22 protein-coding genes are annotated in these 23,078 nt (G+C 59.2%); 10 read left to right on the top strand and 12 right to left on the bottom strand.

All coding sequences use genetic code 11. The features are described from left to right. Positions 1-81: 81 nt before the first annotated feature. Entirely contained in the window at positions 82-1,296 is a 1,215-nt protein-coding gene (locus ACI3GR_RS03910) for a DegT/DnrJ/EryC1/StrS family aminotransferase (protein WP_407492730.1), read from the top strand. Between the two features lie 238 nt (positions 1,297-1,534). Here the strand turns inward: ACI3GR_RS03910 and ACI3GR_RS03905 are convergent, their stop codons facing one another. From ACI3GR_RS03905 to ACI3GR_RS03880, 6 genes are read right to left on the bottom strand one after another with little or no spacing between them, the layout of a single operon-like run. Continuing rightward, positions 1,535-2,362: a ferredoxin--NADP reductase gene (locus tag ACI3GR_RS03905; protein ID WP_407492729.1), complete on the bottom strand. Its 828-nt coding sequence runs from the start codon at positions 2,360-2,362 to the stop codon at positions 1,535-1,537. Between the two features lie 53 nt (positions 2,363-2,415). Continuing rightward, positions 2,416-2,796, bottom strand: coding sequence for a DUF934 domain-containing protein (locus ACI3GR_RS03900; RefSeq protein WP_407492728.1), 381 nt, complete (start codon positions 2,794-2,796; stop codon positions 2,416-2,418). Then, on the bottom strand, positions 2,793-3,554 hold the full coding sequence (locus ACI3GR_RS03895) for a phosphoadenylyl-sulfate reductase (protein ID WP_407492727.1): 762 nt from the start codon (positions 3,552-3,554) through the stop codon (positions 2,793-2,795). The genes ACI3GR_RS03900 and ACI3GR_RS03895 overlap by 4 nt, the downstream gene beginning before the upstream one ends. Beyond that, on the bottom strand, positions 3,544-5,217 hold the full coding sequence (locus tag ACI3GR_RS03890; protein WP_407492726.1) for a nitrite/sulfite reductase: 1,674 nt from the start codon (positions 5,215-5,217) through the stop codon (positions 3,544-3,546). Before ACI3GR_RS03890 ends, ACI3GR_RS03895 begins: the two co-directional genes overlap by 11 nt. Before the next feature lies 1 nt (position 5,218). Further along, positions 5,219-5,518 (bottom strand): DUF2849 domain-containing protein, encoded by a 300-nt coding sequence (locus ACI3GR_RS03885; protein ID WP_407492725.1) that lies wholly within the window; start codon positions 5,516-5,518, stop codon positions 5,219-5,221. Further along, on the bottom strand, positions 5,518-6,513 hold the full coding sequence (locus tag ACI3GR_RS03880; protein WP_407492724.1) for an NAD(P)-dependent oxidoreductase: 996 nt from the start codon (positions 6,511-6,513) through the stop codon (positions 5,518-5,520). The genes ACI3GR_RS03885 and ACI3GR_RS03880 overlap by 1 nt, the downstream gene beginning before the upstream one ends. 143 nt (positions 6,514-6,656) lie before the next feature. Here ACI3GR_RS03880 and ACI3GR_RS03875 point away from each other — a divergent pair, with 143 nt between their 5' ends. Further along, a complete protein-coding gene (locus ACI3GR_RS03875; protein WP_407492723.1) occupies positions 6,657-7,118 on the top strand; it encodes an Lrp/AsnC family transcriptional regulator in 462 nt (153 codons plus the stop codon). A 58-nt stretch (positions 7,119-7,176) separates the two neighbouring features. On the opposite strand, the gene ACI3GR_RS03870 is transcribed toward ACI3GR_RS03875, so the two are convergent. Then, positions 7,177-8,019, bottom strand: a complete 843-nt coding sequence (locus ACI3GR_RS03870; protein ID WP_407492722.1) for a hypothetical protein — start codon at positions 8,017-8,019, stop codon at positions 7,177-7,179. 225 nt (positions 8,020-8,244) lie between these two features. On the opposite strand from ACI3GR_RS03870, the gene infC reads away from it, so the two are divergent. Both infC and ACI3GR_RS03860 read left to right on the top strand, forming a co-directional pair. After that, positions 8,245-8,739, top strand: coding sequence for a translation initiation factor IF-3 (gene infC, locus ACI3GR_RS03865; protein ID WP_497204825.1), 495 nt, complete (start codon positions 8,245-8,247; stop codon positions 8,737-8,739). A gap of 85 nt (positions 8,740-8,824) precedes the next feature. Beyond that, the gene (locus ACI3GR_RS03860; protein ID WP_407492721.1) at positions 8,825-9,418 is read left to right on the top strand and encodes an SAM-dependent methyltransferase; all 594 of its coding nucleotides are present in this window, start codon (positions 8,825-8,827) and stop codon (positions 9,416-9,418) included. Here the strand turns inward: ACI3GR_RS03860 and ACI3GR_RS03855 are convergent. The 5 genes from ACI3GR_RS03855 to ACI3GR_RS03835 form a co-directional block, all read right to left on the bottom strand. Further along, positions 9,415-10,416, bottom strand: a complete 1,002-nt coding sequence (locus ACI3GR_RS03855; protein WP_407492720.1) for a molybdopterin-binding protein — start codon at positions 10,414-10,416, stop codon at positions 9,415-9,417. The genes ACI3GR_RS03860 and ACI3GR_RS03855 overlap by 4 nt on opposite strands. Further along, positions 10,413-11,378: an XdhC family protein gene (locus tag ACI3GR_RS03850; protein WP_407492719.1), complete on the bottom strand. Its 966-nt coding sequence runs from the start codon at positions 11,376-11,378 to the stop codon at positions 10,413-10,415. The genes ACI3GR_RS03855 and ACI3GR_RS03850 overlap by 4 nt, the downstream gene beginning before the upstream one ends. Positions 11,379-11,626: 248 nt before the next feature. Beyond that, the gene (locus tag ACI3GR_RS03845; RefSeq protein WP_407492718.1) at positions 11,627-13,564 is read right to left on the bottom strand and encodes an OmpA family protein; all 1,938 of its coding nucleotides are present in this window, start codon (positions 13,562-13,564) and stop codon (positions 11,627-11,629) included. 97 nt (positions 13,565-13,661) lie between these two features. Continuing rightward, positions 13,662-14,924 carry a vWA domain-containing protein gene (locus ACI3GR_RS03840; RefSeq protein WP_407492717.1) on the bottom strand — a complete coding sequence of 421 codons (1,263 nt, stop codon included), beginning with the start codon at positions 14,922-14,924 and terminating at the stop codon, positions 13,662-13,664. Positions 14,925-15,043: 119 nt separating this feature from the next. Next, positions 15,044-15,952 carry an AAA family ATPase gene (locus ACI3GR_RS03835; RefSeq protein ID WP_407492716.1) on the bottom strand — a complete coding sequence of 303 codons (909 nt, stop codon included), beginning with the start codon at positions 15,950-15,952 and terminating at the stop codon, positions 15,044-15,046. A gap of 239 nt (positions 15,953-16,191) precedes the next feature. Here ACI3GR_RS03835 and ACI3GR_RS03830 point away from each other — a divergent pair, with 239 nt between their 5' ends. The 6 genes from ACI3GR_RS03830 (at position 16,192) to ACI3GR_RS03805 (ending at position 23,071) form a co-directional block, all read left to right on the top strand. Continuing rightward, the gene (locus ACI3GR_RS03830; RefSeq protein WP_407492715.1) at positions 16,192-17,253 is read left to right on the top strand and encodes a glycosyltransferase family 2 protein; all 1,062 of its coding nucleotides are present in this window, start codon (positions 16,192-16,194) and stop codon (positions 17,251-17,253) included. Then, on the top strand, positions 17,250-17,897 hold the full coding sequence (locus ACI3GR_RS03825; RefSeq protein ID WP_407492713.1) for a sulfotransferase family protein: 648 nt from the start codon (positions 17,250-17,252) through the stop codon (positions 17,895-17,897). Before ACI3GR_RS03830 ends, ACI3GR_RS03825 begins: the two co-directional genes overlap by 4 nt. Then, positions 17,894-20,251: a glycosyltransferase family 2 protein gene (locus ACI3GR_RS03820; protein WP_407492712.1), complete on the top strand. Its 2,358-nt coding sequence runs from the start codon at positions 17,894-17,896 to the stop codon at positions 20,249-20,251. Before ACI3GR_RS03825 ends, ACI3GR_RS03820 begins: the two co-directional genes overlap by 4 nt. A 2-nt stretch (positions 20,252-20,253) precedes the next feature. Further along, complete coding sequence (locus ACI3GR_RS03815; RefSeq protein WP_407492711.1) at positions 20,254-21,006, top strand: FkbM family methyltransferase; 753 nt, start codon at positions 20,254-20,256, stop codon at positions 21,004-21,006. Beyond that, complete coding sequence (locus tag ACI3GR_RS03810) at positions 21,006-22,064, top strand: glycosyltransferase family 2 protein (RefSeq protein WP_407492710.1); 1,059 nt, start codon at positions 21,006-21,008, stop codon at positions 22,062-22,064. The genes ACI3GR_RS03815 and ACI3GR_RS03810 overlap by 1 nt, the downstream gene beginning before the upstream one ends. A gap of 86 nt (positions 22,065-22,150) precedes the next feature. Continuing rightward, the gene (locus tag ACI3GR_RS03805; RefSeq protein WP_407492709.1) at positions 22,151-23,071 is read left to right on the top strand and encodes a phosphoadenosine phosphosulfate reductase; all 921 of its coding nucleotides are present in this window, start codon (positions 22,151-22,153) and stop codon (positions 23,069-23,071) included. Positions 23,072-23,078 lie beyond the last annotated feature (7 nt).

The raw sequence follows: 23,078 nt of genomic DNA, 5'->3' as shown, positions 1-23,078 counted from the left end.
CTCTGTCGCATAGATTTCATTTGGCTGTCTGAGGCGCATCGTTTAGATTTCCCGAAAACTAACTTCAGGAAAGCCGAAAAGATGACTCTCCCGCCGAATGTCTATGACGCAGAGCCCATCCCCGAAGCCGCCCGAGAGGAGATTGAGCGGCTGCTGCAATCAGGCGATCTGTTCCGCTATACGGCCCCGGAAAACGCGCCCGTAACGCTTCTGGAAACGGAATTCGCCGAAATAATGGGAACGCGCTACGCTTTGGCGGTATCCTCTTGTTCTGCGGCACTTTTCCTGTCGCTCAAGGCTCTTGGCCTACCCCGCGGGGCGCGGGTTATGATCCCCGCCTTTACCTTCGCGGCCGTTCCGTCGTCGATCGTGCATGCGGATTGCGAGGCGGTGTTGTGCGAATGCGGTGACAATTACCGCATCGATCTGGACGATTTTCTTGCAAAATTGCCGTCTGTTCAGGCGGTTATCATCTCTCACATGCGTGGTCACACCTCGGATATGGATGCGATCATGCAGGCCTGCGATGCCGCGGGTATCCCTGTCATCGAAGACGCGGCGCATTCGCTTGGAACGCTATGGAATGGCCGAAAAATCGGGACCATCGGCCAAATCGGGTGTTTTTCGTTCCAATCCTATAAAATGGTGAACTCTGGCGAAGGTGGCATTCTGATCACCGACGACGCCGACGCCGTCGCACGCGCGATCATCATGTCCGGCGCCTACGAACATATGTGGAAAAAGCACAAAGCGCGCCGCGGCGAAAACTCCAACGATCTGGTTGAGGCATTGGAGCGTTGGCAAAACAAGCTGCCGCTCTACAATCTGCGACTGTCTAATATGAGCGCGACCATCGCCCGCGCCCAGCTGCCCGAGCTTGATCGTCGGGTGCGTGATGGCCGTCGCAACCACGACCATGTCGCTGAAATCATTTCACAATCGCCTTGGATTACAGTACCCGAGAAATTGGCTGCCGAGGATCGTGCGCCGGACTCCTTGCAGTTCAATCTTGACGGTTTGACGGATGATGAAACGCGTGCCTTCCAAGATGCCGCAGCCGCACGGGGCGTCAAGGTTCAGGTGTTCGGTATGTCCACCGACAACGCCCGCGCCTTCTGGAATTGGCAGTTTCTGGGCGATCTGCCAGACCTTCCTAAAACGCGCGCAATGTTGATGCGCGCCTGCGATACGCGCCTCCCCGCCCGTCTGACGTTGGAGCAGTGCGCTGTTGTGGCCGACGCTTTGGTCGCCGCTGCCGAGGACGTGATGGGCCAGGTAAAAGCTTACGGCACCTGAACAGTCGATCACTCACAAACAAAAGGCGACCCTGCGGTCGCCTTTTGTTCACGTTCCACATGAACGGCGGCAACGCTTTGATCATCAGTATGATCCAATTCCTAATGGCGTTCGTGCACTGCATAAGCCGAAGAAACGAATTCTTCATCCTACCTAAGAATTCATTTCACCACATAAGGTAACGCAAAAAGAAAGGCGCCCAAGGGCGCCTTTCCAATAGCCGATTGGTAACCCGGGTTTAGTCGACGAACGCCTTTTCGACGACATACTCCTTAGGCTCCGAATTCGCGCCTTCACGCAGACCATAGCCTTCCAAAAGCTCTTTGATCTCAAGGTTGAAGGCCAAGTTGCCGCACACCATTGCGCGGTCCGTTTCCGGTGCGATCGGGTCGATCCCAAGGTCTTCAAAGACTTCGCCACTCCGCATCAAGTCGGTGATCCGCCCCATCTTGGCGCTCTCTTCTCGGGTGGTGGTCGGATAATACCGCAACTTGGCAAGGTTTTCGGGGCCTATCAGCTCATTCAGCATTTCATCGGTGCGAATTGTCTCAATCAATTCAGCGCCGTAAGCCAGTTCGCCGACTTCCCGACAGGTATGCGTGATGATGACCTCATCGTAGTCCTCGTAGGTTTGCGGATCTCGCAAAAGCGATGCGAAAGGCGCAAATCCGGTGCCTGTGGCAAAGAACCAAACCCGTTTGCCCGGCAGCAGTGCGTCGTGGACCAAGGTGCCGACAGGTTTAGGGCGCAAGATGATCTCGTCTCCGACTTCAAGATGTTGAAGGCGCGACGTCAGCGGACCGTCCTGAACTTTGATTGAATAGAACTCTAACTCTTCGTCCCAAGACGGAGACGCGATAGAATAGGCCCGCAACAGCGGCCGACCGTTGTCGCCCATCAGACCGATCATCACGAACTCTCCTGACCGGAACCGCAGGGACGCAGGTCGCGTCACACGGAAGGAAAACAACCTATCCGTCCAATGCTTTACGTAGGTGACTGTCTGAGAGTCCGGCAGCAGCGGAACCTTGGGTTTGGTTGTTTCGGTCACGGTCGCCTCGGTCATGGTTTTCGGCTTCGCAGCCCCTCTAACGTTTTATTCAATTAATGGAAAGTGTATCAGCTGGCGCGAAGGCGCGACTGATAGTCGTGGGCTTTCCAATCGGATCGGAAAACCCATTGCTCTTCTGGTTGTCTGGCCGCCAAATCGTCAGAGATTTCAACGGCATCAAAGCCAGAACGGCGCGCCATTGCGTATTGATCCGCGATCACGTGACCCACGGCCCGCAGCGTTCCTTCATAGCCACGACGGCGAAGGACGGCCGCAATCGTAAATCCACGGCCATCCGCAAAGTTCGGAAAGTTCACGCGGATGAGGTCATGGCCCCCGAAATCCACGCTTTCTGGATTTGCGTCTGGTTCAAGATCAAGACTTTGCACGCTGGCCTGCGCGTCCGACTGTAACGGCGTAAACCCTTTGTCAGTAACCAGTACAGTCATGATGCGTCTCCTTTGACCATTTTTCCATCGACGAAGTGGATACCACATTCGTTCTTGTCTTCGCCCCGCCAGCGCCCTGCCCGAGGGTCTTCACCGGGTTTGACGGGCGATGTGCATGGCGCACAGCCGATCGAAGGGTATCCCTTGGCGACCAGCGGGTGCCGGGGAAGGCGATTTTCGTCCATATAGTTGCGAACGTCCTCGGGCGTCCAATGCGCCAAGGGGTTAACCTTGATGCGATGAGGACCGTCCGCCTCAAAGAACTCTAGCGTAGCGCGGGTTGAGCCCTGAAAGCGTTTGCGCCCAGTGATCCAACCGTCGAATTCACCCAACGCACGTTGCAACGGACGGGTTTTCCTCAAGTCGCAGCAGGCATCGGTATTGAATTGATGCAACGTCCCATCCGGGTCCTCGGCTTCCAGGTCCTGATCGGCCGCACGGATCACGCGCAGGTTCTTCAACCGCAGACGTTCGGTCAATTCCATCTGGTATTCGAGCGTTTCCGCGAACAGCATTTCCGTGTCGATAAACAGGATCGGCGTTTCAGGGTCGACCATTGAAACCAGATGCAGCAGGGCGACGCTTTCCGCCCCAAACGACGACACCATGGCGATTTTCCCAGCGTCGGGGTCGCGCAAGGCGCCCTCCAACACGGCCGTAGCGGCATGGTGGCGGTAGCGCTCGTTCAAACGGCGGACGCGTTCTTCCTGATGAGGAAGACCCTGCGCGGCAAAATCCATCGCTGCTTCAGGCGGCATGACTTTTTCCCTTATTTTCAGGATACAAAGCAGCCTTAAAGGGTTCAGCACCCAAACGGCGGTAAGCCATCAGAAAGGTTTCCTCGGCAGAGTCTCTTAGCTCCAGATAGGCGTAAACGATCCGTTCAATGGCATCAGTGATTTCGTCATAGGCAAACCCCGGTCCCGTCCTAGAGCCGATCTCTGCCGTTTCGGAGCCATCTCCACCCAATGTGATCTGGTAATTTTCGACCCCTGCGCGATCCAAACCAAGAATGCCGATATGGCCGACGTGGTGATGCCCGCATGCGTTAATGCACCCCGAAATCTTCAGTTTCAGTGGGCCAATGTCATGCTCTAGCTTCAAGCTGTCAAACTTTTTGGCAATCTCTTGCGCAACCGGGATCGATCGCGCCGTCGCCAGTGCACAGTAATCCATGCCGGGGCAAGCGATGATGTCCGAAATCAGCCCGACGTTGGCCGTTGCAAGGCCCGCCTGCTTCAGCGCGGCATAAACGTCAGGAAGGTCCGATTTGTGAACATGAGGTAGGATAACGTTCTGTTCATGGCTAATACGCAGTTCATCATGACCGTAGGTCTGCGCTAGGTCTGCAAGAGTTCGCATTTGAGACGCGGTTGCATCTCCGGGCGTATCCCCTTGTTTTTTCAAGGATACCGTAACAATGGCGTATCCGTCAGCCTTATGCGGCGTCAGATTGGTATCGGCCCAGGACCTGAACGATGGATTATCCTGATAGGCCGCGTCAAACGCCGACACGTCAGAAATCTGAAATTCTGGAGGTGCGAACTGTGCCTCGATGTCGCGGAGCCTCTCTTGATCGACGCCAGAGAAACGCGATTTCAGTTCGGCAAAGCGCGCCTCCACTTTATCGCGGAACACTTCCAGACCATTTTCGTGAACAGTGATTTTGATCCGCGCCTTGTACTTGTTATCGCGGCGACCCAGCAGGTTATACACGCTGACGATCGCCTCCACATAGGGGAGCAGATCCTCGGGCGGCAGGAAGTCCCGGATGACTTTGCCGATCATCGGCGTGCGGCCCAGACCACCACCGACCAGCACTTCGTAGCCCGGTTCGCCCTGATCGTTTCGGATCATGCGAATACCGATGTCATGTGCGCGGGTCACGGCACGGTCTCTCGGGCTGCCGGTAACGGCAAACTTGAACTTACGCGGCAGAAACTGAAATTCCGGGTGGTCCGTCGACCATTGGCGCAGCAATTCGGCGACCGGACGAGGGTCAGCAATTTCGTCTTGCGTAGCGCCCGCGAAATGATCGGCGGTCACGTTACGGATCGTATTGCCGCTGGTCTGGATCGCGTGCAGCTGTACCTCGGCCAAGGCGTCGAGGATATCCGGAACATCCGGCAATTTCGGCCAGTTATACTGAATATTTTGCCTTGTGGTGAAGTGGCCGTAACCTTTGTCGAACTTTTCCGCAATGTAGGCCAGCTGCCGCATCTGCGCTGAATTCAGCGTTCCGTAAGGAATTGCCACGCGCAGCATGTAAGCGTGAAGCTGCAGATAAAGGCCGTTCATCAGCCGCAGGGGACGAAACTCTTCTTCTGTCAGAGAGCCGTCGATGCGACGGGCAACCTGCTGGCGAAATTGCTCATTCCGCTCGGCCAGAAAGGCGCGGTCAAATTCGTTGTAGCGGTACATTTTACACCTCTGCCTGTTTGCCGTGGTGGTAATTCGAGGGGCCGGTCCGCCGGAAATCTTCCCGAAAATGAGTAGGTTGGGGCCCAGTTTGACCGGGCGCCATATCGGCAAGATAGGGCCCGACCACTTCGCCTTGGCGGCGCTCGGCGTCCAGCAAACGCAATTCAGCGACGGCTTCGTCCGTGATCAGCTCGGCCTCGGTCAGATCCCGGGTCCAGCGGTCATCGGCGGTCAAATAAACTACGTCGCCTTCCAGCAACGCATTGGCGGTAACGACTTTGGGGGTAAAGGCGCGAGGCATCAGGCTTGCCCTTGTTTTTGAGGAATAATCTGAGGAGAGAGGCCGGGGATTGCCGACACCTCTACACCGGCTGCACGGATCGCGGCGGCCAAAGCGGGGCCGAACTCTGCGTCGGCAAGGTAAAGGACGTGCCGTCCCCCCTTGGCCTGTTGAGCCAAAAGGCGCGGAAGTGGCGGAACAGTCGCCGTATGATGCAGAGTGATAAAATCCGCTTCCCGACGTGCCAGTTCAAGCACTTGCGGGGAAATGCCGGCGCTGTGAACCACAACATCCGCCTGATCCAACGCGCGGCGCGTTTTCATGACAAGCATGTCCGGATCATCGTAACCGGTCCAGGCCAGCGTGACCCGATCGGCCCGGGATGTGTCTTGCGTGTGCCGATCCAGCAAATCGGTAAGTGTTTGGTTCAAATCGGAATTCTCTGCCGACGCTTTCGGCCCGTCACGATCGAACCAATCAGACCAAAACGCACGACGCGCTTCGCCATGCGGCAAAACCTCGGCCCTTCCGCGGAACGCTGCCGCGGCAGAGGCGAGCTCTCCTAGCTTGGTCGGGAGGCTCTGCTCAAGAGAGGCTTTGATCTTGCGCGCCAGAACGGGCGCCGTGCCTTCCGTGCCGATGGCGACGGTGACTGGCGACCGATCCACCATTGCCGGCGTGATGAAGTCGGAGGCGGCCAAGTTGTCGACGACGTTAACCATGACGCCGGCAGCATGTCCCATGCTGCGCACATGGGCGTCCAAGTCGTCGTCTTCGTCGGCAGCATAAACCAGCGTTGCGCCGGGAATGTCATCGGGCTGAAGATCACGATCGGTCAGGTGAAGTTTGCCCTGCCAGTCCCATGCGACGATTTCAGCGGCTGGACGAGCGCTGAACACCTCGATCCGGGCTGGGGTTTTCAGCAGGAGCCGCAGTTTCGCAAGTGCGGCAGGACCGCCGCCGGACAGGACGACGCGGGCATTTTCCATAGCGACAAAAATCGGGAAGTGCTGCATTGGCGCGGCCTCAAACGTTGATTGACTACCCTCAAAATAGGAAATATTCCCGCTTGGACGCTAGGTGCCCCGCAGAATAAGAACCGCGTTCCAAGCAGATAGCCTGCAGGGACGGGATTCCTTGGAAGAAGGACGAAACAGGAATGCGAGACCGTTTAGACGATCTGGACCGGAAAATCCTTTTGCAGCTGCAAAAGGATACGAGCCCATCCATCGAGGAAATCGCCAAGACTGTCGGGTCATCCAAGACGCCGGTGTGGAATCGGATCCGCAAGATGCGCGATCGCGGCATCATCAAGAGAGAGGTCGCGGTACTCGATGCCGAGGCTCTTGGGTTCGAGGCCTGCTTTTTCGTGCTGATCCGAACGTCAGAGCATGATCAGGGCTGGCAAAATGCCTTCCTTAAGGCGTTGAAAGAAAGGCCAGAAGTTCAGGAAGCGCACCGGCTGGCGGGCGATATCGACTATATCCTGAAGGTCCGCGTTCCGAACGCCCGCGCCTACGACGAATTCTATCAGGCGCTGATAACCGAAGTGAAAATTCACAACGTGACCGCGCTATTGTCGATGGAAGAGATCAAATCGACCAGCGCGCTGCCATTGTAGGTCTGCACATGTAAAAAAGGCCAGCGCAACCGCTGGCCTTTTCTTGTTTGTCAGTAGCTTACTCGGTGAAGCCGAGGCGTTCCCGCACCTGCATCAGGATTTCGTTAAGCTGATCGGGGTTGTTGCGAACCTGCTCGACCCCGGTTTTCAGCATGGTCTTTTGCATCCCGTTGATGTTCGACGCGTCGATCATCTCTGCCACCTTGTCGAAATCAAAGCCCTCGACCGTCAGCAGGTCTTGCAGCTCGGCGATCGTCATGCCGGTTTCGTCCGCAATTGCCTGTGCTTCCTCACTCACAGCGTCGGTCGTGTTGGCAGCGGCGTCAGTTGCGGCGTCGACAGCCTCTGCGGTTTCTTCAGCCGCCTCAGATGCTGCGGCTTCGGTGGCCTCTGCCGTCGCATTGGCCGCGTCGCTCGCCGTATCGGCTGCTTCAGCGGTTGCTTCGGCGACAGCCTCTGCCGTTGCGCTGGCGGCCTCACCTGCCGTTTCGGCAACCTCTTCAGCAGCTTCCGCAGCGGCTTCGGCAACAGCGTTGGCTGCAGATTCAGCAGTTTCTGCAGCCTCGGACGCGGCATCAGCGGCAGCGTTGCCCGCATCCTCAGCGGCCTCGGCTGCGTCGGTGACGGTGTCTGCGGCGATGGCGGCGGCGCTGCCTGCGGCCTCAGCCACGGTGTCAGAGGCGGCGTCGACCGCATCGCTGACCGCGTCCGAGATCGAGGCGGCACTGTCTTCTGCGGCCTCTGCTGCGCTCTCCAGTTCTTCAGGGGCTGCGATGGCTGCTTCTTCGGTCGCGACGGTGGCGTCTGCCATGTCGTCAGAGCCGTACGGCAAATTGCCCGTTGCATAGAGAATGCCGCCCACTGCCAAAAGGGCGACGATAATTCCCAGAATTTTACCCATTGGTTTCATCCTTGATGATGTGTTCACATTAATTTCCGAAACCTTTCACGCGTTTAGGTTCGCGTAAAAGATTCGCCTCCCGCCGGAGAGATCGCCTATTTGCCGCTTGAAAGAAAGGGCTGGCGGCACTAGTTTACGCGCTCACGAAGACTTGGCCATAAAAGGACATTAGTTATAGCTCGCAGACCTCACAACGCGCCGCCGACACGAGATACTGGCCCCCGCGTGAACGAAAAAATCCGCTGCCCCGAAGTGCGCCTTATCGGCGCTGAAGGGGAGAATATCGGCGTCGTGACCCCGGAAAAAGCAATGCAACTGGCCGAACAGGCCGAGCTTGATCTGGTTGAGATTTCTCCCAACGCCAACCCGCCTGTCTGCAAGATCATGGACTTCGGCAAGTTCAAATACGAACAGCAAAAGCGGGAATCCGAGGCGCGTAAGAAACAGAAGATCATCGAGGTGAAAGAGGTCAAATTCCGGCCCAACACCGATACGCACGACTATGAAGTCAAGATGCGCAACGTCTTCAAATTCTTGGAAAAAGGCGACAAGGTTAAGGTGACCCTGCGGTTCCGCGGCCGCGAGATGGCCCACCAGAACCTTGGCCGTGAATTGCTGGAACGTGTGGCTGAAGACATCAAAGAAGTCGGCAAGGTCGAGAACATGCCCAAGATGGAAGGCCGCCAGATGATCATGATGATCGGGCCCGTGGCAAAGTAAGACCGCCGGTCTATCTGATTGATGAACGCGTATTAAACGGCCCTGCGGGGCCGTTTTTCATTTGATAACCTTAAAGGGCAAATCGATGTGGGAAGAGCGATTTTCGACCGATGACTATGTGTTCGGCAAAGCGCCGGCGCTGTTCATGGAAAGCCATGAAAAGATGTTCCAAGCCGGAGAGTCGGTGTTGAGCGTCGCCGATGGCGAGGGGCGGAATTCGGTCTGGCTTGCGAAACGGGGGTTGAATGTCACGGCGCTGGAGTTCGCGCCCTCGGCCGTGGAAAAAGCCCGCAAGCTCGCAGCAGATCAGAATGTCAGCCTGACGCATGAAGAAGCGGATGTTTTCAATTGGGATTGGCCTACAGACAAATTTGACCATGTTCTGGGTGTTTTCATTCAGTTCGTGGGCCCGGACGATCGGAAGCGTTTGTTCGACAAGATGAAGGCGGCTGTGGCGCCCGGCGGGATGATCGCGCTGCACGGCTACACGCCGAAACAGCTAGAATACAAAACCGGCGGGCCAAGCGCGTTGGAAAACCTTTATACGCCAGAGATTTTGGAGGACCTTTTCGGTGGGTGGGACATCGTGGAAAACCGCGATTACGAAAAAGAACTGAGCGAAGGCAAAGGCCACTCTGGCCGGTCGGCGTTGATCGATTTCGTGGCGCGCAAACCTTAACGCCCTGCGCGGGGCTGCGGGCGGGTTGGAATTTCCTTTAGCAATCCGCCAATGCCCATGCCTGCGATGTCATCGCCCGTGACTGCGATGCCGCAAGCGACGCGTGACAGGATCCAATCCGCCCCGTTCAGGGCCGGTGATCGTGCGCACCCAGGCAGGCCGATGACGGGGCGGCCCTGTACCCCCCCTAGGAACAAAAGGTTGCCCGGATCAACGGGCATGCCGAACCGGTCCACATGACCGCCCGCTTGGCGGACGGCCTCTGGCGCGACATCGTGTGGGTCCGAGGTGGCAGAGCCGGTTAGGATCAAAGTCAGGTCAGTGTCTGACGCCGCCTGCAGCGCCTTGGTCAGGGCGGATTGTTCGTGAGGGACCGTGTCCACCTGCGTCAGCCGCATGTTCAGCGCGGTTAGGCGCGCCTCGATCGCTGCGACGCCTTTTTCGCCTGCGCCGCCGGGGATTTCCGTGACGATCAGCCGCGCGGAGCCAAGGGTCGGAGCGCACAGCCGGATCGCGGGGTCAGAGGCCAAGAGATTTTCGGCCGTCTCGACCGCCGTGCCCGGCAGCGCGTAAGCGATGATCTTGATCGTCGCGATCATGCCACCCTTTGCCATCTGCTGATACTGCGGCACCGTCGCCAGCGTCAGCATCGGGTGGATCCGGTTCAACGCCTGCAGCCGTTCGACATCCAGTTCTACGACACCCGGCCCCTCGGCGATCAGGTTCACACGGCCGGTAAACGCCTTTGTCACACGCAGGTTCAGCGCGGCGGGATCGGGCGCAAGAGCTGCGGCGATCCGGGCGGCGGCCTCATTCTCTGTGACATCACCTTGGTCTGGGCGCGCCGTGATGACTCTGTCCATCCCCTGCCCCGCCATTTCGGTCAAGTGGTCTTGGGTCAGGACCTCGCCTTTACGCAGGCGCCCTGACGGCAGGCTGACCGAGTGAGCGAGGATCGCGCCCTCGGCCTGATCCAACGGAATGGGGCCGAATTTCATGCGTCTGTCCGCAAGACCTGAGTGATCTGGGCAATCGTGGCGATGGCGATTTCCGCAGGGCCCGCAGCGCCGATGTTCAATCCGACAGGCGCGTGGATGCGGGCGATTTCGTCTTCTGTAAAACCCTTTTCCTTCAGCCGGGTGACCCGCTTGGCATGGGTTCGTGTCGACCCAAGTGCGCCTATGTAGAACACGTCCGAGCGCAGGGCGATTTCCAGCGCGGGGTCGTCGATTTTGGGGTCATGCGTCAGCAGGACCAGCGCGGTGCGGGTGTCAAGAAGTCCATCCAATACTTCGTCCGGGTAAGCATCGCGAATGTCTTCGCCGGGAAAGCGGCTGTCAGAGGCGAAGGCAGGGCGCGGGTCGATGATCAGCGGGTCGTACCCGGCAAGGCGGGCCATCGGCACAAGGGCCTGCGCGATGTGGACCGCACCAACGATGGCCATGCGCAGTGGCGGGTTGTGGATCGCGACGAAGGTGGTGCCGTCTTCTTCGAACCCGGACCTATCGGCGCGGAAGCGGTCTGGATAAACGTTGGCTTCGACGACCTGTCCGCTCCAGTCGCTGGTGTCGACGACATGCGCTACCGGCCGGCGGGCGGCGCGCGCCTCGACCAAGTTTTCCAGCGTGTCGACCGGCAGGCCAGAGGCCCCGCCAACAGGTTGCAGAAGGATGCGGATGGTGCCGCCACAGGCCAGACCGACCGCGAAGGCATCGTCATCCGACACGCCATAACTCAGCACGACGCTTTTGCCAGACTCCAGCGCATCGAAGGCTTCGGTGACAACCGCCCCCTCGACACAACCGCCCGAGACGGACCCAGCAAGATCGCCTTCGCCCGAGACCGCCAGCATTGCACCGACGCGCCGGGGTGCGCTGCCCCAGGTTTCGACCACCGTGGCCAGTGCCGCACCTTTGCCTTGCCGGTGCCAGTCCAGTGCCTGTTCGGGTATCTGGTCCATTGGGTCGCCTCCTTCCCCTAATCTTGGTGCAAATCTATGGGCGCGATGGCCCGCACGCAATGGCGCGGCGTTTGGCGATCCCGGGAATGATACAGATCAAAGTGCGAAGTTTCAGGATATGAGACATAGGCCGTGCGATCCGACTGCATCAAATGATGCGCCTCCTCCCCTAATGGGTCGCGAAAAGGCCGGGCAAGTGATTGCCCGGCCTCAAATTTATGTCGCTATTTGCTTAGAACGCTCGTCGATTACGACCCGCTCAGCAGCGGCGTGATGTTACGCACAGCCGCGCGACGGTTTGCGCGTTCAGCTTCGGCGGTACGGACCTTCAGGTCGTATTCACCATAGCCCTGCACAACCATGTTTTCTGGCGGCACGTCGAAGTATTCGGTCAGTGCCAGTGCGACGCTTTCCGCGCGGCGGTCAGACAGGGCAAGGTTATACCCGGCCGAGCCGACGGCATCGGTGTGACCTTCAATCAGGAACACCTGACCGGGATTTTCGCGAATGCTTTCGCGCATCAGCGTACCCAATTCAGCCAATTCTTCGGCTTCCTGAGGGCGGATGACGGACGAACCGGTTTCAAAATTGATGTTGTCCACGTCAATTTCGGGCACCAATTCGCGCACGCTATTGATGTTGCGCACCTGGCTAAGCGAGAAGCGGCGATCAACACCTTGGGGAACCTGAGCGGCCACCAGCGCTTGGCGCAGGTCGTCAGCTTCGGCTTCCTGGAAGTTGATCGTGTTCCGAGAGTCGGTCACCTGCGGCAGTTCGTTCACTTCGACCTGCTGGGCGACTTGTGTGTCATCGAACAGGGTCACAGTCGACCCATCCGCAAGGATCCGGGTCCGGCGCAGCACGGTACCATCTGCGGCGCGGATGGTTTCGATCTGCGTGCCGTCTTCGCGGGTTGCGATCGTGCGGGTCGAGCCGTCGTCATAGGCATAGGTCTTCACGTCCGTGCCCGGCTGGAACATCAGAACGTCATCGTTTTTCAGCACGCGGTAGGACCCGTCGGGCTGCTGTACGACCACACGGTCGCCAGAGTTCGACACGACTTCGCTACCGTTTTTCAAAATCTGACCAACGGCAAGTGCGCCCAGACCGAACAGAGCGATCTTACCAAGCGTATCCAAGCCGTCGTTGTTGGACGAAGTATCGTTGGTTGCGGTCGTCTGCGTGTTGGCTTGTGCATTGCCATCCGTCGCCGTCACGGTCGTTTCGAATTCTTCCGAGGAAGACCGCGTGTTTTCTTCGGTCAGCGTCTGTTCGACAACCTGTGCGCCTTCAGTGCCTTCGGCCTGCGCGGCCATGGAACCGGCTTGTTCCTGCGCCTGAGCGGCTTCGGTTTCAGCCTGTGCGGCAGTCGTCGCTTCGGCCGTCATTTCGGTTTCTTCTGCAGTCGCTTCGGCGGTTGCAGTTTCGGTGCTGTCTGCGGTGGCAGTCGTTTCCACGTCTGCGGTAGCCGTGCTGTCAGCGGCTGCGGCCGCGTCGGCATCAACCGGCTCTGCAGTGGTTTCTGCGGTCACGGCAGACTCGTCCGCCGGGGCGGTGGTCGCTTCGGCTTCTGCGGTAGCGTCTGCAGTCGTTTCTTCGGTCACGTCGGCAGCGGCATCTGCAGCAGCATCGGCGGTTTCTTCAACCGTCTCTTCGGTTGCGTCGGCAGCGGCTTCAGCTGTTTCCTCGGTTGCTTGAGCAGCAGCTTCGGCGGTTTCCTCAGTCGCTTCGACGGCGGCCTCGGCGGTGTTTTCGGTCGTTTCAACGGCGGCTTCAGGCGCTGCGTCCGCTTCGGCCGAGGTTTCGGCCTGTGCGTTCGCATCAGCTGCAGGCGTTTCGGCCGTCGCATCGGCGGTGGCTTCAGCGTCCGAGTTGCCGGTCAGCTCATTCAGCTGCTCGGTCGCGGCCCCAACGGCACGGTCCAGCAGCGATTCAGACTCTTCAGCCGTCTGTTCTGCGGTTTGTTCTGCCTGATCGGCGGACTGTTCTGCCGTGGTGGCAGCAGCGGCGCGCTGTTCGGAAAGCTGGGTGCGCAGCTCTTCCAACTGGGCTTCAGTCATGCCCTCGGTATTGACGCCCATTTCGGCTTCCAGCTCGGCGGCGGTCTGCGCCATGGCGACGTGCGGAACGGTGAGGCTCAGGCTCAACACGATCGCCGTCGTGGATTTCAGAAACTTGTTGTTCATTTGTCTATCCTTTCGACACCGCTTCTGTGCGGGTGTTCGGAGGCATAACGCCGCACATCGTCAAAAAGTTCGATGTTATTGGATAGCAGTAATGAAATCAGTCCCTTAACGCGGACATCAGTCGGTCTTTTTCTCCGCGATCGTCGGGACGGGACAGGGCATCGGCAAGGTCTTCGATAGACCCGATCGAATGGCCTGCCCGGAAACTGTCCACATGCGGCAGCATGGCCGCAATCCCGCGCGCCTTTGGGGCGAACCCGTCCCACCGCAACAGGGGGTTCAACCAGATCAATCGTCTGGCTGACAGATGCAGGCGCTTCATTTCATGCGCCAAGGCATCGGGATCGCCCCGGTCCAACCCATCGGTGATGACCAGAACGACGGCGCCCTGCCCCATGACCCGGCGCGACCAGTCGCGGTTGAATTCGTGCAGGCAATCACCGATCCGGGTGCCGCCTTCCCAGTCCTGTGCTTCTGCGCCCGCCATGGCCAGCGCCTGATCGACGTCACGGTTGTTCAGGTGGCGGGTGATATTGGTCAGCCGGGTGCCAAAGGTGAATGCGTGAACCTTGGCCCAGCCCGCCCCCTTTTCATTCGCAACCGCGTGCAGGAAATGCAGCACCATGCGCGAATACTGAGACATGGAGCCGGATATATCGCAGAGCGCGATCAGGGCAGGCCAGCGGGGTCTGGGCGTGGTGCGATGCAGCCGCTGGATATCGCCGCCCGTCCGCATGGCCGCACGCAGCGTGCGCGCCGTGTCGATGCGCGCGCCCCGAGGCGATGCCTTGCCGCGCCGCGTAGGCATGGGTTTCACCGGCAGGGTCAGGCGCGCCAACATCCGTTTGGCGCGGGCAACTTCTTCGGTGGACATCTGTTCAAAGTCGAGCGTGCGCAGCCGTTCCTCTTCGGACATGGTCAGGGACGCGTCGATGTCGATACGGGTTTCTTCTTCGGTCTCGTCTGTTTCGGGCTGCTCCACAGGCGCGTCCGCACCGTCCAACAATGCCTCTGCTGCGCGTTTTTCCGCGGCTTCGGCGGTGCGTTCTTCCTGCACACCACGGACAGCCGGCAACATCATCGACATCATGTGTTCCATATACCGCGGATCGCGCCAGTACAGCCGGAACAATTGCGCAAATGTCTGACGATGCTGAGGTTTCGAGACGAAGCAGGCATGCAGCGTCCAGTAGAAATCACGTTTGTCCGTGAACCCTGCCGCCTGCACCGCACGAATCGCATCCATCGTGCGCCCAGGTCCGATGGGCAGACCTGCCTTGCGAAGGGCACGGGCGAAATGGGTGATGTTTTCCGCCAGCCTCGGGTTTTCGGGCAGGTCGGGCGTTGGGTATTCAACCATGGTGTTGCCCCGCTTGGCCGTCAGCAAAGGGGGCTGCCTGCCCCCTCTTGGCCCCATGGGCCAATTCACCCCCGGGGATATTTCCGGGACCAAAGAAGGTATAGTGAGGGCGCGGCATCTTAGGCGGGGGCGAGCGTGGCCCGCGCCTCATCCAACAGGCGCTTGGCCTCGGATCCTTCGAGGCGGGCGATGTCGTCCTGATACTTGAGGATCGCGCCCAGCGTGTCGGCGATGGTCTGGGGGGAAAGCTCTACCACATCGAGTGCCAGCAGGCATTTCGCCCAGTCGATGGTTTCCGCGACCCCCGGTTTTTTGAAGATATCTTCGGTGCGCAGGCGCTGAACGAAGGCGACGATTTCGCGGGACAGGGCGTCAGAGGCTTCGGGCGCGCGGGCGCGGAGGATCTCCATTTCGCGCGGGAAGTCGGGGTAATCGACCCAGTGATACAGGCAACGGCGTTTGAGGGCGTCGTGCACCTCTCGGGTCCGGTTGGAGGTCACGATGACGATCGGCGGCTCTGGTGCCTTGATGGTGCCAAGCTCGGGGATCGTGACCTGAAAATCCGATAAAGCCTCTAACAGGAAGGCCTCGAACGGTTCGTCGGTGCGGTCCAATTCGTCGATCAGCAGCACAGGCGCGCCCGCCGGATCGGGGCGCATGGCCTGCAAGAGCGGACGTTCGGTCAGGAAATCATCCGAGAAGAGTTCCTGCTGCAAAGCAGCGCGGTCAGTGGTTCCGGAGGCTTCGGCTGTGCGGATGGCGATCATCTGGGCCGGGAAGTTCCATTCGTAAACGGCAGAGGCCGCATCCAAACCTTCGTAGCATTGCAAGCGGATCAAACGGCGGCCCAGACCCGTAGCGATGGCCTTGGCGATTTCCGTCTTGCCGGTGCCGGGTTCGCCTTCCAGAAACAGGGGGCGGCCCAGCGTCAGCGCCAAGAAAACAACAGTCGAAAGCGCCCTGCCCGCGACGTAATCCTGCGCGCCCAGCATGGTCTGTACATCGTCGATCGTGTTGAGTTTGGTCATCATCCCCTCCGGTCTTCGGGGTAAGAGCGCATGGGCAAGGCCCGGGGTCAAGCCCACGAGATGTAGCGGCACAACCTAAGGGCAAGCCAAGTCGTTGACGATGGGCCCTGCAAATGCGAAACTTGGGTCAAAAGAAACAAGGTGTCGCGCGGGTCCTTGCCTGCGCTAATCACCTTAGGCCCGCACAGCAGTCGGGTCGGGAACAATGCGTCGCCTTTTGACGCGGCGGAAACACAGGCATGCGCATTACGGCAATCACATGCGTCAAGAATGAAGGTCCATTCCTGATCGAATGGATCGCCTTCAACCGTGTGATCGGCTGCACCGATTTCCTGTTCTATTCCAACGATTGCGATGATGGCACTGACATTATCCTGGACACGCTGGCCGACCACGGCATCGTGCAGCATCTGCCCAACCCCGCAGAGGGGCGCAATTACCAGATGGAAGCGTTGAAGGACGCCAAGAAGCAGGCGGTTGTCGATCAGGCGGATTGGTGGTGGATCGCGGATGTGGACGAGTTTCTGAACATCCATGTGGGCGATCACACGATCCCGTCGCTGATCGAGGCCTGCTGGGATCGGCAGGCGATTTCCCTGAATTTTCAATTCTTTGCCAATGCGGGGGTCGAGGCGTTCGAGGATCGGCCCGTGATCTCTCAGTTCATCTACAGCCACAACCCGGACATCTGGTGCGGAGAATTCGCGATCGAAGTCAAATCCCTGGTGCGCCGGGATTTTCCGCTTCAGTATTTCGGCGCGCACAGGCCGTTTTTCAAATCGAAACTGGCGCCGAAGGATCGGCCCAGCTGGTCGGACGGATCGGGGCGCGACGTGCCGCATCAGTTTCTGGTGGCGGCCAATCCGCGGCGGATGCGCAAGTTTCCAGCGCCCGGATCACGTGATTTTGCGACGCTGAACCATTATGCACTGCGATCCCTAGACAGCTATCTGGTCAAGAACGACCGGGGCGACGTGAACCGCGAAAACCGCGATTTCGACGACACCTATTGGCGGGAACGCAACGACATGGCCTTCGAGGACCGGTCGATCCTGCGCTATCTGCCAGCACTAGAGGCCGAGATGGCGGCGCTGAAATCCCTGCCGGGGATCGCAGAATTGCATGAACAGGCCTGCGAGCTGCACCGCGCGAAACGTGATCGGTTGCTGGCGCAGCCTGACTATATCTCGATGCGGGATCAGTTGAAACGGGCGGGGACCATGTGTCCGAAAGAGGAAGACCTGGTCAAATCTCTGGGCATTGCGCCCCTGCCCTCTCCTTACGCAAGGGTGACGCGATGACCAAGATGCAGATCATCAACCTTGGGCTGCCGAAATCCGGCACAACAACATTAGCGCGGGCCCTGCGCCGCTCTGGGCTGCATGCAGCGGATCATCGGATCAAGGCCGGGCAGTCTGAAAACCCGGATCTGGCGGAAACCTTCGTCGCGGACCTATTGTATGAGGGCTATTACCGCATGGGCGATCCGCTGGCGAAGCTGGGGGAATTCGAGGCGCTGTCGGAAATCTCGGTCCTGCGGGAACGGCAACCGGCGTGGCCGCAAATGGATTTCGGCATCATCGACGCGCTGCGCCATGGCCATCCGCAGATCAAATTCGTTGCCACTTGGCGCGACCCGGTCGACCTGAGCACATCGATGCTGAACTGGACGTCCATGGTGGCACGGATGGAAAAGGCGGCCCTGCCCGGCCTGCCCGTCGGCTATGGGGCCGAAGAAAGCGACCGCATCCTGTGGATCGAGGCGCATTACGCGTTTCTGGAAACCATTTTTGCTGGTGATGATCGGTTCATGATCCTTGATGTGGCGTCCGTCACGGCGCGCGAACAGCTTGAAGCGTTCACAGGCCGTGCCATGCCATGGTGGGGGCAAGCCAATCGGAACATCGCCCATCTGGCCAAAACGGAAGAGACTGCTGAGGGATGAAAATCCACCTGCATATCGGGCTGGAAGGCTGCGGCACCATCCGCTTGCAGGACGTGATGGCCGAAAAGCGCGCCCAGCTGGAAAGCAAGGGGGTACTGTTTCCCAAGGTGCCCGGACCGCAGAACCATACGCGGCTGTTCATGGCCGTCACCGCGCCGGAAAACGTTGACCCGCTGCGATTCAACCGCGGGTTCATCACGGCAGACAAGCAAAAGGCGCTGCGGGACCAGCTGACCGAACAACTGGCACAGGACGTGGCGCGGGCCAAGCCGGACATTTTGATCCTGTCGGCTGCACAACTGGCTTCGGGTCTTGTCGCGCGGTCCGAGATGGAGACGCTGCGCGATATGCTGACGCCTTTGTCGTCGGACATCACCGTCACCGCGCATATCGACGAACCCGCCCGCCTTCTGACACGTGCCTACGCCGCACAGGTGATGGAGGGGCGCGGCATTGGCCTGAACGCCGAACTGGAGCTGGCCGATCAGCCCAACTGGTGGAAGGCCTGTTTGGACGCCACCCCAGCGACCGAGGCCGAAAACGGCATCTTCCTGCGCAATCAGGCTCCGGCGTTCTGGCTGGACTATCAAGAGCTTGCTGCTCGGTGGGAACTGGTCTTTGGTCCCGGCAGCTTTCGGTTCCGCAGCTATGATCCACAGGTCTGGGCGCAGCCGGATATCACGACAGAGTTGCAGCAAGCATTCGATATCAGCGACCAGATCGGGCGGGCCGAACCGGGAGTGATTGAGGCCGAGCCCTCGGCCGAATGGGTCGCGCGGGCACGTCAGATGAACCTGCTGCTGGTGCGTCTGCTGACACGCAGCAATCTGGTGCTGCCGCGGCCGATGTGGAAAAAGTTCATGGACGAGCTGCAGATAGACGGTCCGCCCATCAATCCGGCCAGCTTGGGCAAGATCTCTCGTCGGTTCGCGCCGATGATGAACCAGCTGATCGCGGAACATCCCGCGTTGGACCCAGAGGCGCTGGCCCCCGTGCACCCCGGGCCAGAGTGGCGTGAACCTGCGCCGCGCAACGGATACCGCGCCTCTCAGTACCTGCTGGCATGGATGTGGCGGATCGAACGGACTACGGCAGAACACGCCAAGGCCAAGTTGGCGGATGTGGCGCAGTTGAAAGGTGATACTCCGAAACCGCCTGCCAAGGACCAGATCTCGGACGCCGCGCGCAAGATCATGTCGCCCCAAGCGGTCGAGAAGTTCAATTTCCTGATCGGGTCGTCCTTTCGTCCGCACAACCGCATCGGTCAGTTAAACGAAGAAGCGCCGCAGCCAGCCTTTGCCCCTGCCACCCCGCGCCAATTGCCGCGCGGCAGCACCGGTCGCGTGATCGTCGGCTGCATGAAGAACGAAGCGCCCTATATCGTCGAATGGGTCGCCTATCACCGCGCCATCGGTTTCGACAATTTCCTGATCTACACAAACGATTGCACCGACGGCACCGACGAAATCCTACAGCGGCTTGACCAGTTGGGGATCGTTCAACACCGCAACAACGACGGCTGGAAAGGTCGGTCGCCGCAAACCCACGCGCTGGACATCGCGCCGCAGGAACCGGTTCTGCAGCAAGCTGACTGGATCGCCCATATTGATGTAGACGAATTCGTGAACGTGCGCTGCGGCAATGGCACGTTGGACGATTTCTTTGCGCGGGTGCCGCAGGCCACCAATGTCGCGATGACTTGGCGGCTGTTCGGACATGGCGGCGTCACCGATCTGGCGGATCGCCCGGTGATCGAACAATTCACCGCCTGCGCACCGAAGTTCTGCCCGAAGCCGCACACTGTCTGGGGCTTCAAGACATTGTTCAAGAACATCGGGGCCTATTCCAAACTGTCCTGCCACCGTCCCAACAAACTGGCGGATGTTATGGCTGGTCAGGTGCAATGGGTGAACGGTTCAGGCGCCATCGCCACGAAAGAGCTGATCAAGAACGGCTGGCGCAACTCGAAAAAGTCCATCGGCTACGACCTGATCCAGCTGAACCACTATGCGCTGCGTTCGGCCGACAGTTATCTGATTAAACGGCAACGCGGTCGTGCGCTGCATGTCGATCGGTCCATCGGGTTGAATTACTGGATCCGGATGGATTGGTGCGATTACCGCGACATCACAATTCATCGCAACCTGCCCCGCCTACGCGCTGAAATGGACCGGCTTCTGGCCGATTCAGAGCTGAAGCGCCTGCACGATGCGGGCTTTGCCTGGCATCAGGCCAAGGCAGCAGAACTTCACAAAACCCCTGAATTCCAAGACCTTTACAATCAGGCATTGTCGGTACGCCTAAACGAAACCGAACGCGTCGCCTATGCGCTCGCGCAAGACCTCGAAAGCTAAGAATGGAAGATTTCCCCGATCATTCCCAGCACTTCCTAGGCTCCAGCGATCAGCTGAAGCGCACTGAACTGGCCGAAATGGGCCGCCCTTCCCACGTCATGTCGCGCAATGTCCGGTTTCCCACGGATATGCCGCCCCTTTTCCCCAAGGCGCGGAACATGCTGGCCAATGGAACATACGACGAGAAGCAGACAAACGCCGCGCTGGCTGTCGTGCGCAAAGGTGACCGGGTGGTCGAGTTCGGCGGCGGCATCGGCCATATGTCTGCGGTCATCGCAAAGAATACCGAAGCCGCACAAATCCATACGTTCGAGGCGAACCCGGCCCTCATCCCCTGCATCCGCCGGGTGCATTCGGAAAATGACCTGACCAATATCACCGTCCATCACGCGATACTGGACAAGGAACGTGGCAGCCGGAATTTCTATGTTCGGCGCAAGTTCTTCGAAAGCTCGACCAATCGCGAACCGCTGGCAGGGATCCTTCACATTGCCGATGTTCCAGTACTGCCTGCGAAACAGACCATCGGCGCGTTAAAGCCGGATGTCGTCATCTGCGGGATCGAAGGGGCCGAGATAACGCTGCTGCCGCAGCTTGATCTAGGCGGGGTGCGTAATGCGGTGGTGACGCTGCACCCAAACAGAACAGGACTGGAAGGCGTGAAGACCGTTTTTGAGACATTGCATGGCGCGGGCCTGATTTACACGGCCAAACATTCATCAGCGAAGGTCGTGACCTTCACACGGGCTAGATGATGCGGTTTCTGGCCGTTCTGACGGTGCGCAACGAAGGCGCGTTTTTGCTGGAATGGCTGGCGCATCACCGCGCCTGTGGCTTTACCGATTTCCTTGTCTTTTCAAACGACTGTCAGGACGGCACGGATACCATGCTGGACCGGCTGCAGGACATGGGCCTGCTGACCCACGTCCGCAACGATGGCCCTTATGATCAGGGCGGCATTCAGTTCACCGCCTACAAACAGGCCGACAAGATGCAGATCGTGCGGGACGCCGACTGGATCGCAACGCTGGACGTAGACGAATTCGTCAACATTCACACAGGCAACCGCACCCTGCCCGACCTTCTGGCCGCCCTGCCCGACGCCAGCGCCGTCACGCTGACATGGCGGTTGTTCGGCTGCTCTGGCTTTGCGCGGTATCAGGATACGCCGGTCACGCGCACCTTTATCAAGGCAGCACCGGTGGTGATGTACTGGCCATGGCGGTCGGCCATGTTCAAGACGCTGTACCGAAATGACGGCACCTATCGCAAAATGGGGGTCCACCGCCCCCGGTCGCCCGATCCCGAACGGCTGCCCGACGCCCGCTGGTTCGATGGTGAGGGGCGCGAGTTGGACGACCAGTTCCGCACACGTCGGATATTCAGCAATTATGGACGATCGAACTACAAACTGGTGCAGCTGAACCATTATCCCTTGGGCACGATGGAAAGTTACGTGCTTAAGGCCGCGCGGGGCCGCGCCGTGCATTCGGATCATATGCTGGGCACGGATTACTGGGTCGAGAGGAACTTTAATCAGGACGAAGATACCTCAATTATGGGCCTTGCCCCGCAAGTGGATGCAGAACTGGACGCACTAAAGGCGGATCCGGAACTGGCCGCGCTGCACGAAGCGTCTGTTCAGTGGCGCAAGACTCAGTTCGACCAGTTGATGCTGCAAGAGCCGTTCCGTGCGCTGTTCGGACGTTTGCTGATGACGCCCCCCACCCGCGCAGTTTCGTTGAACGAGGCGCGTTTTCTGATACGATACGGCACTATGGGGCGTCAGGACATATCAGGCGATTCCAATTGATCAGGGCAGAACGCCTTGCGTGAGATCCGGTGACCCAAGAGGTCGATTCGGACACGCAGCAAGCGCGTTCTAGGGTGGGATAGCGCATGGACGGAAATTTTCCGCTTAACGATTTGTCGGGTTTGGACAAACAGGACTGGACCCGACGCATCCTTGAACAGGCCGAGGCGCGCGGCGCCGCGGACCGGCTTGGGAAAAAGCATTTCGCCGCTTTCGTCCGCTCTGGCCCGGTTCTTCTGGTGTCGTTCGAAACCGTGCAGGGCATGCGCAGCCTGACCGAATCCGCGCGTCCCCTTGGATGGCAAATGTCTCAGAAAATGGGGTGGTCCAGCCTGCTGCTCGCCTCTGATGGCGATACGTGGTTCCGCGATCCTCAGGTCTATGCCTATTTCGACCAATTGGTGGACGAAGGGTTCTTTGACGAATTCGAAACGGTGGTCTTTTACGGCGCGGGCCCCTGCGGCTATGCGGCGACGGCGTTTTCGGTGACTGCGCCGGGCGCGCGTGTTCTGGCGGTGCAGCCTCAGGCAACCTTGGATCCGCGCGTGACTGAATGGGACGACCGCTTTGTCGAAATGCGGCGCCATGATTTCACCAGCCGCTACGGCTTTGCACCCGATATGGTCGATGCGGCCCAGCATGTGCACCTGATCTACGACCCCGACGTCACGCTGGATGCGATGCACGCAGCACTGTTTACCAAGCCAAACGTCACGAAATACCGCATGCCCTATATGGGAGAGGCTCTGCAGACCCATCTGCTGTTCATGCGCCGCCTGTTCCCCGTTTTACAGGCCGTCGCCGAAGATCGCCTGACACCACGCTTTTTCGCCGGCATGTACCGCGCCCGCCGCAATCACCTGCCCTATCTGCGCCGCCTGCTGACCAAACTGGACCTGCTTGACCGGCCACATCTGGCGCGGATGTTGTGCCGAAACGTCACGCACAGGTTTAACGCACCACGGTTCCAAAGACGATTGGCGCAACTGAACGAACAGCTTCGCTAAGCTTCGG

Origin of the sequence: Pseudooceanicola aestuariicola, from assembly GCF_045763785.1 — a bacterium.
Taxonomy (GTDB): Bacteria; Pseudomonadota; Alphaproteobacteria; order Rhodobacterales; family Rhodobacteraceae; genus Pseudooceanicola.
The sequence above is the reverse complement of the archived record's forward strand: the minus strand, read 5'-3'. Positions and strand labels throughout refer to the sequence as shown.

Coding starts and splice junctions, on each gene's coding strand:
- ACI3GR_RS03810 (WP_407492710.1), top strand. CDS start 21,006: ATGCGGTTTCTGGCCGTTCTGACGGTGCGCAACGAAGGCGCGTTTTTG.
- ACI3GR_RS03845 (WP_407492718.1), bottom strand. CDS start 13,564: ATGAACAACAAGTTTCTGAAATCCACGACGGCGATCGTGTTGAGCCTG.
- ACI3GR_RS03860 (WP_407492721.1), top strand. CDS start 8,825: ATGTGGGAAGAGCGATTTTCGACCGATGACTATGTGTTCGGCAAAGCG.
- ACI3GR_RS03855 (WP_407492720.1), bottom strand. CDS start 10,416: ATGAAATTCGGCCCCATTCCGTTGGATCAGGCCGAGGGCGCGATCCTC.
- ACI3GR_RS03870 (WP_407492722.1), bottom strand. CDS start 8,019: ATGGGTAAAATTCTGGGAATTATCGTCGCCCTTTTGGCAGTGGGCGGC.
- ACI3GR_RS03885 (WP_407492725.1), bottom strand. CDS start 5,518: ATGCCTCGCGCCTTTACCCCCAAAGTCGTTACCGCCAATGCGTTGCTG.
- ACI3GR_RS03895 (WP_407492727.1), bottom strand. CDS start 3,554: ATGCCGCCTGAAGCAGCGATGGATTTTGCCGCGCAGGGTCTTCCTCAT.
- ACI3GR_RS03880 (WP_407492724.1), bottom strand. CDS start 6,513: ATGCAGCACTTCCCGATTTTTGTCGCTATGGAAAATGCCCGCGTCGTC.
- ACI3GR_RS03840 (WP_407492717.1), bottom strand. CDS start 14,924: ATGGTTGAATACCCAACGCCCGACCTGCCCGAAAACCCGAGGCTGGCG.
- ACI3GR_RS03890 (WP_407492726.1), bottom strand. CDS start 5,217: ATGTACCGCTACAACGAATTTGACCGCGCCTTTCTGGCCGAGCGGAAT.
- ACI3GR_RS03830 (WP_407492715.1), top strand. CDS start 16,192: ATGCGCATTACGGCAATCACATGCGTCAAGAATGAAGGTCCATTCCTG.
- ACI3GR_RS03910 (WP_407492730.1), top strand. CDS start 82: ATGACTCTCCCGCCGAATGTCTATGACGCAGAGCCCATCCCCGAAGCC.
- ACI3GR_RS03815 (WP_407492711.1), top strand. CDS start 20,254: ATGGAAGATTTCCCCGATCATTCCCAGCACTTCCTAGGCTCCAGCGAT.
- ACI3GR_RS03900 (WP_407492728.1), bottom strand. CDS start 2,796: ATGACTGTACTGGTTACTGACAAAGGGTTTACGCCGTTACAGTCGGAC.
- ACI3GR_RS03805 (WP_407492709.1), top strand. CDS start 22,151: ATGGACGGAAATTTTCCGCTTAACGATTTGTCGGGTTTGGACAAACAG.
- ACI3GR_RS03825 (WP_407492713.1), top strand. CDS start 17,250: ATGACCAAGATGCAGATCATCAACCTTGGGCTGCCGAAATCCGGCACA.
- ACI3GR_RS03835 (WP_407492716.1), bottom strand. CDS start 15,952: ATGACCAAACTCAACACGATCGACGATGTACAGACCATGCTGGGCGCG.
- ACI3GR_RS03820 (WP_407492712.1), top strand. CDS start 17,894: ATGAAAATCCACCTGCATATCGGGCTGGAAGGCTGCGGCACCATCCGC.
- ACI3GR_RS03875 (WP_407492723.1), top strand. CDS start 6,657: ATGCGAGACCGTTTAGACGATCTGGACCGGAAAATCCTTTTGCAGCTG.
- ACI3GR_RS03850 (WP_407492719.1), bottom strand. CDS start 11,378: ATGGACCAGATACCCGAACAGGCACTGGACTGGCACCGGCAAGGCAAA.
- ACI3GR_RS03905 (WP_407492729.1), bottom strand. CDS start 2,362: ATGACCGAGGCGACCGTGACCGAAACAACCAAACCCAAGGTTCCGCTG.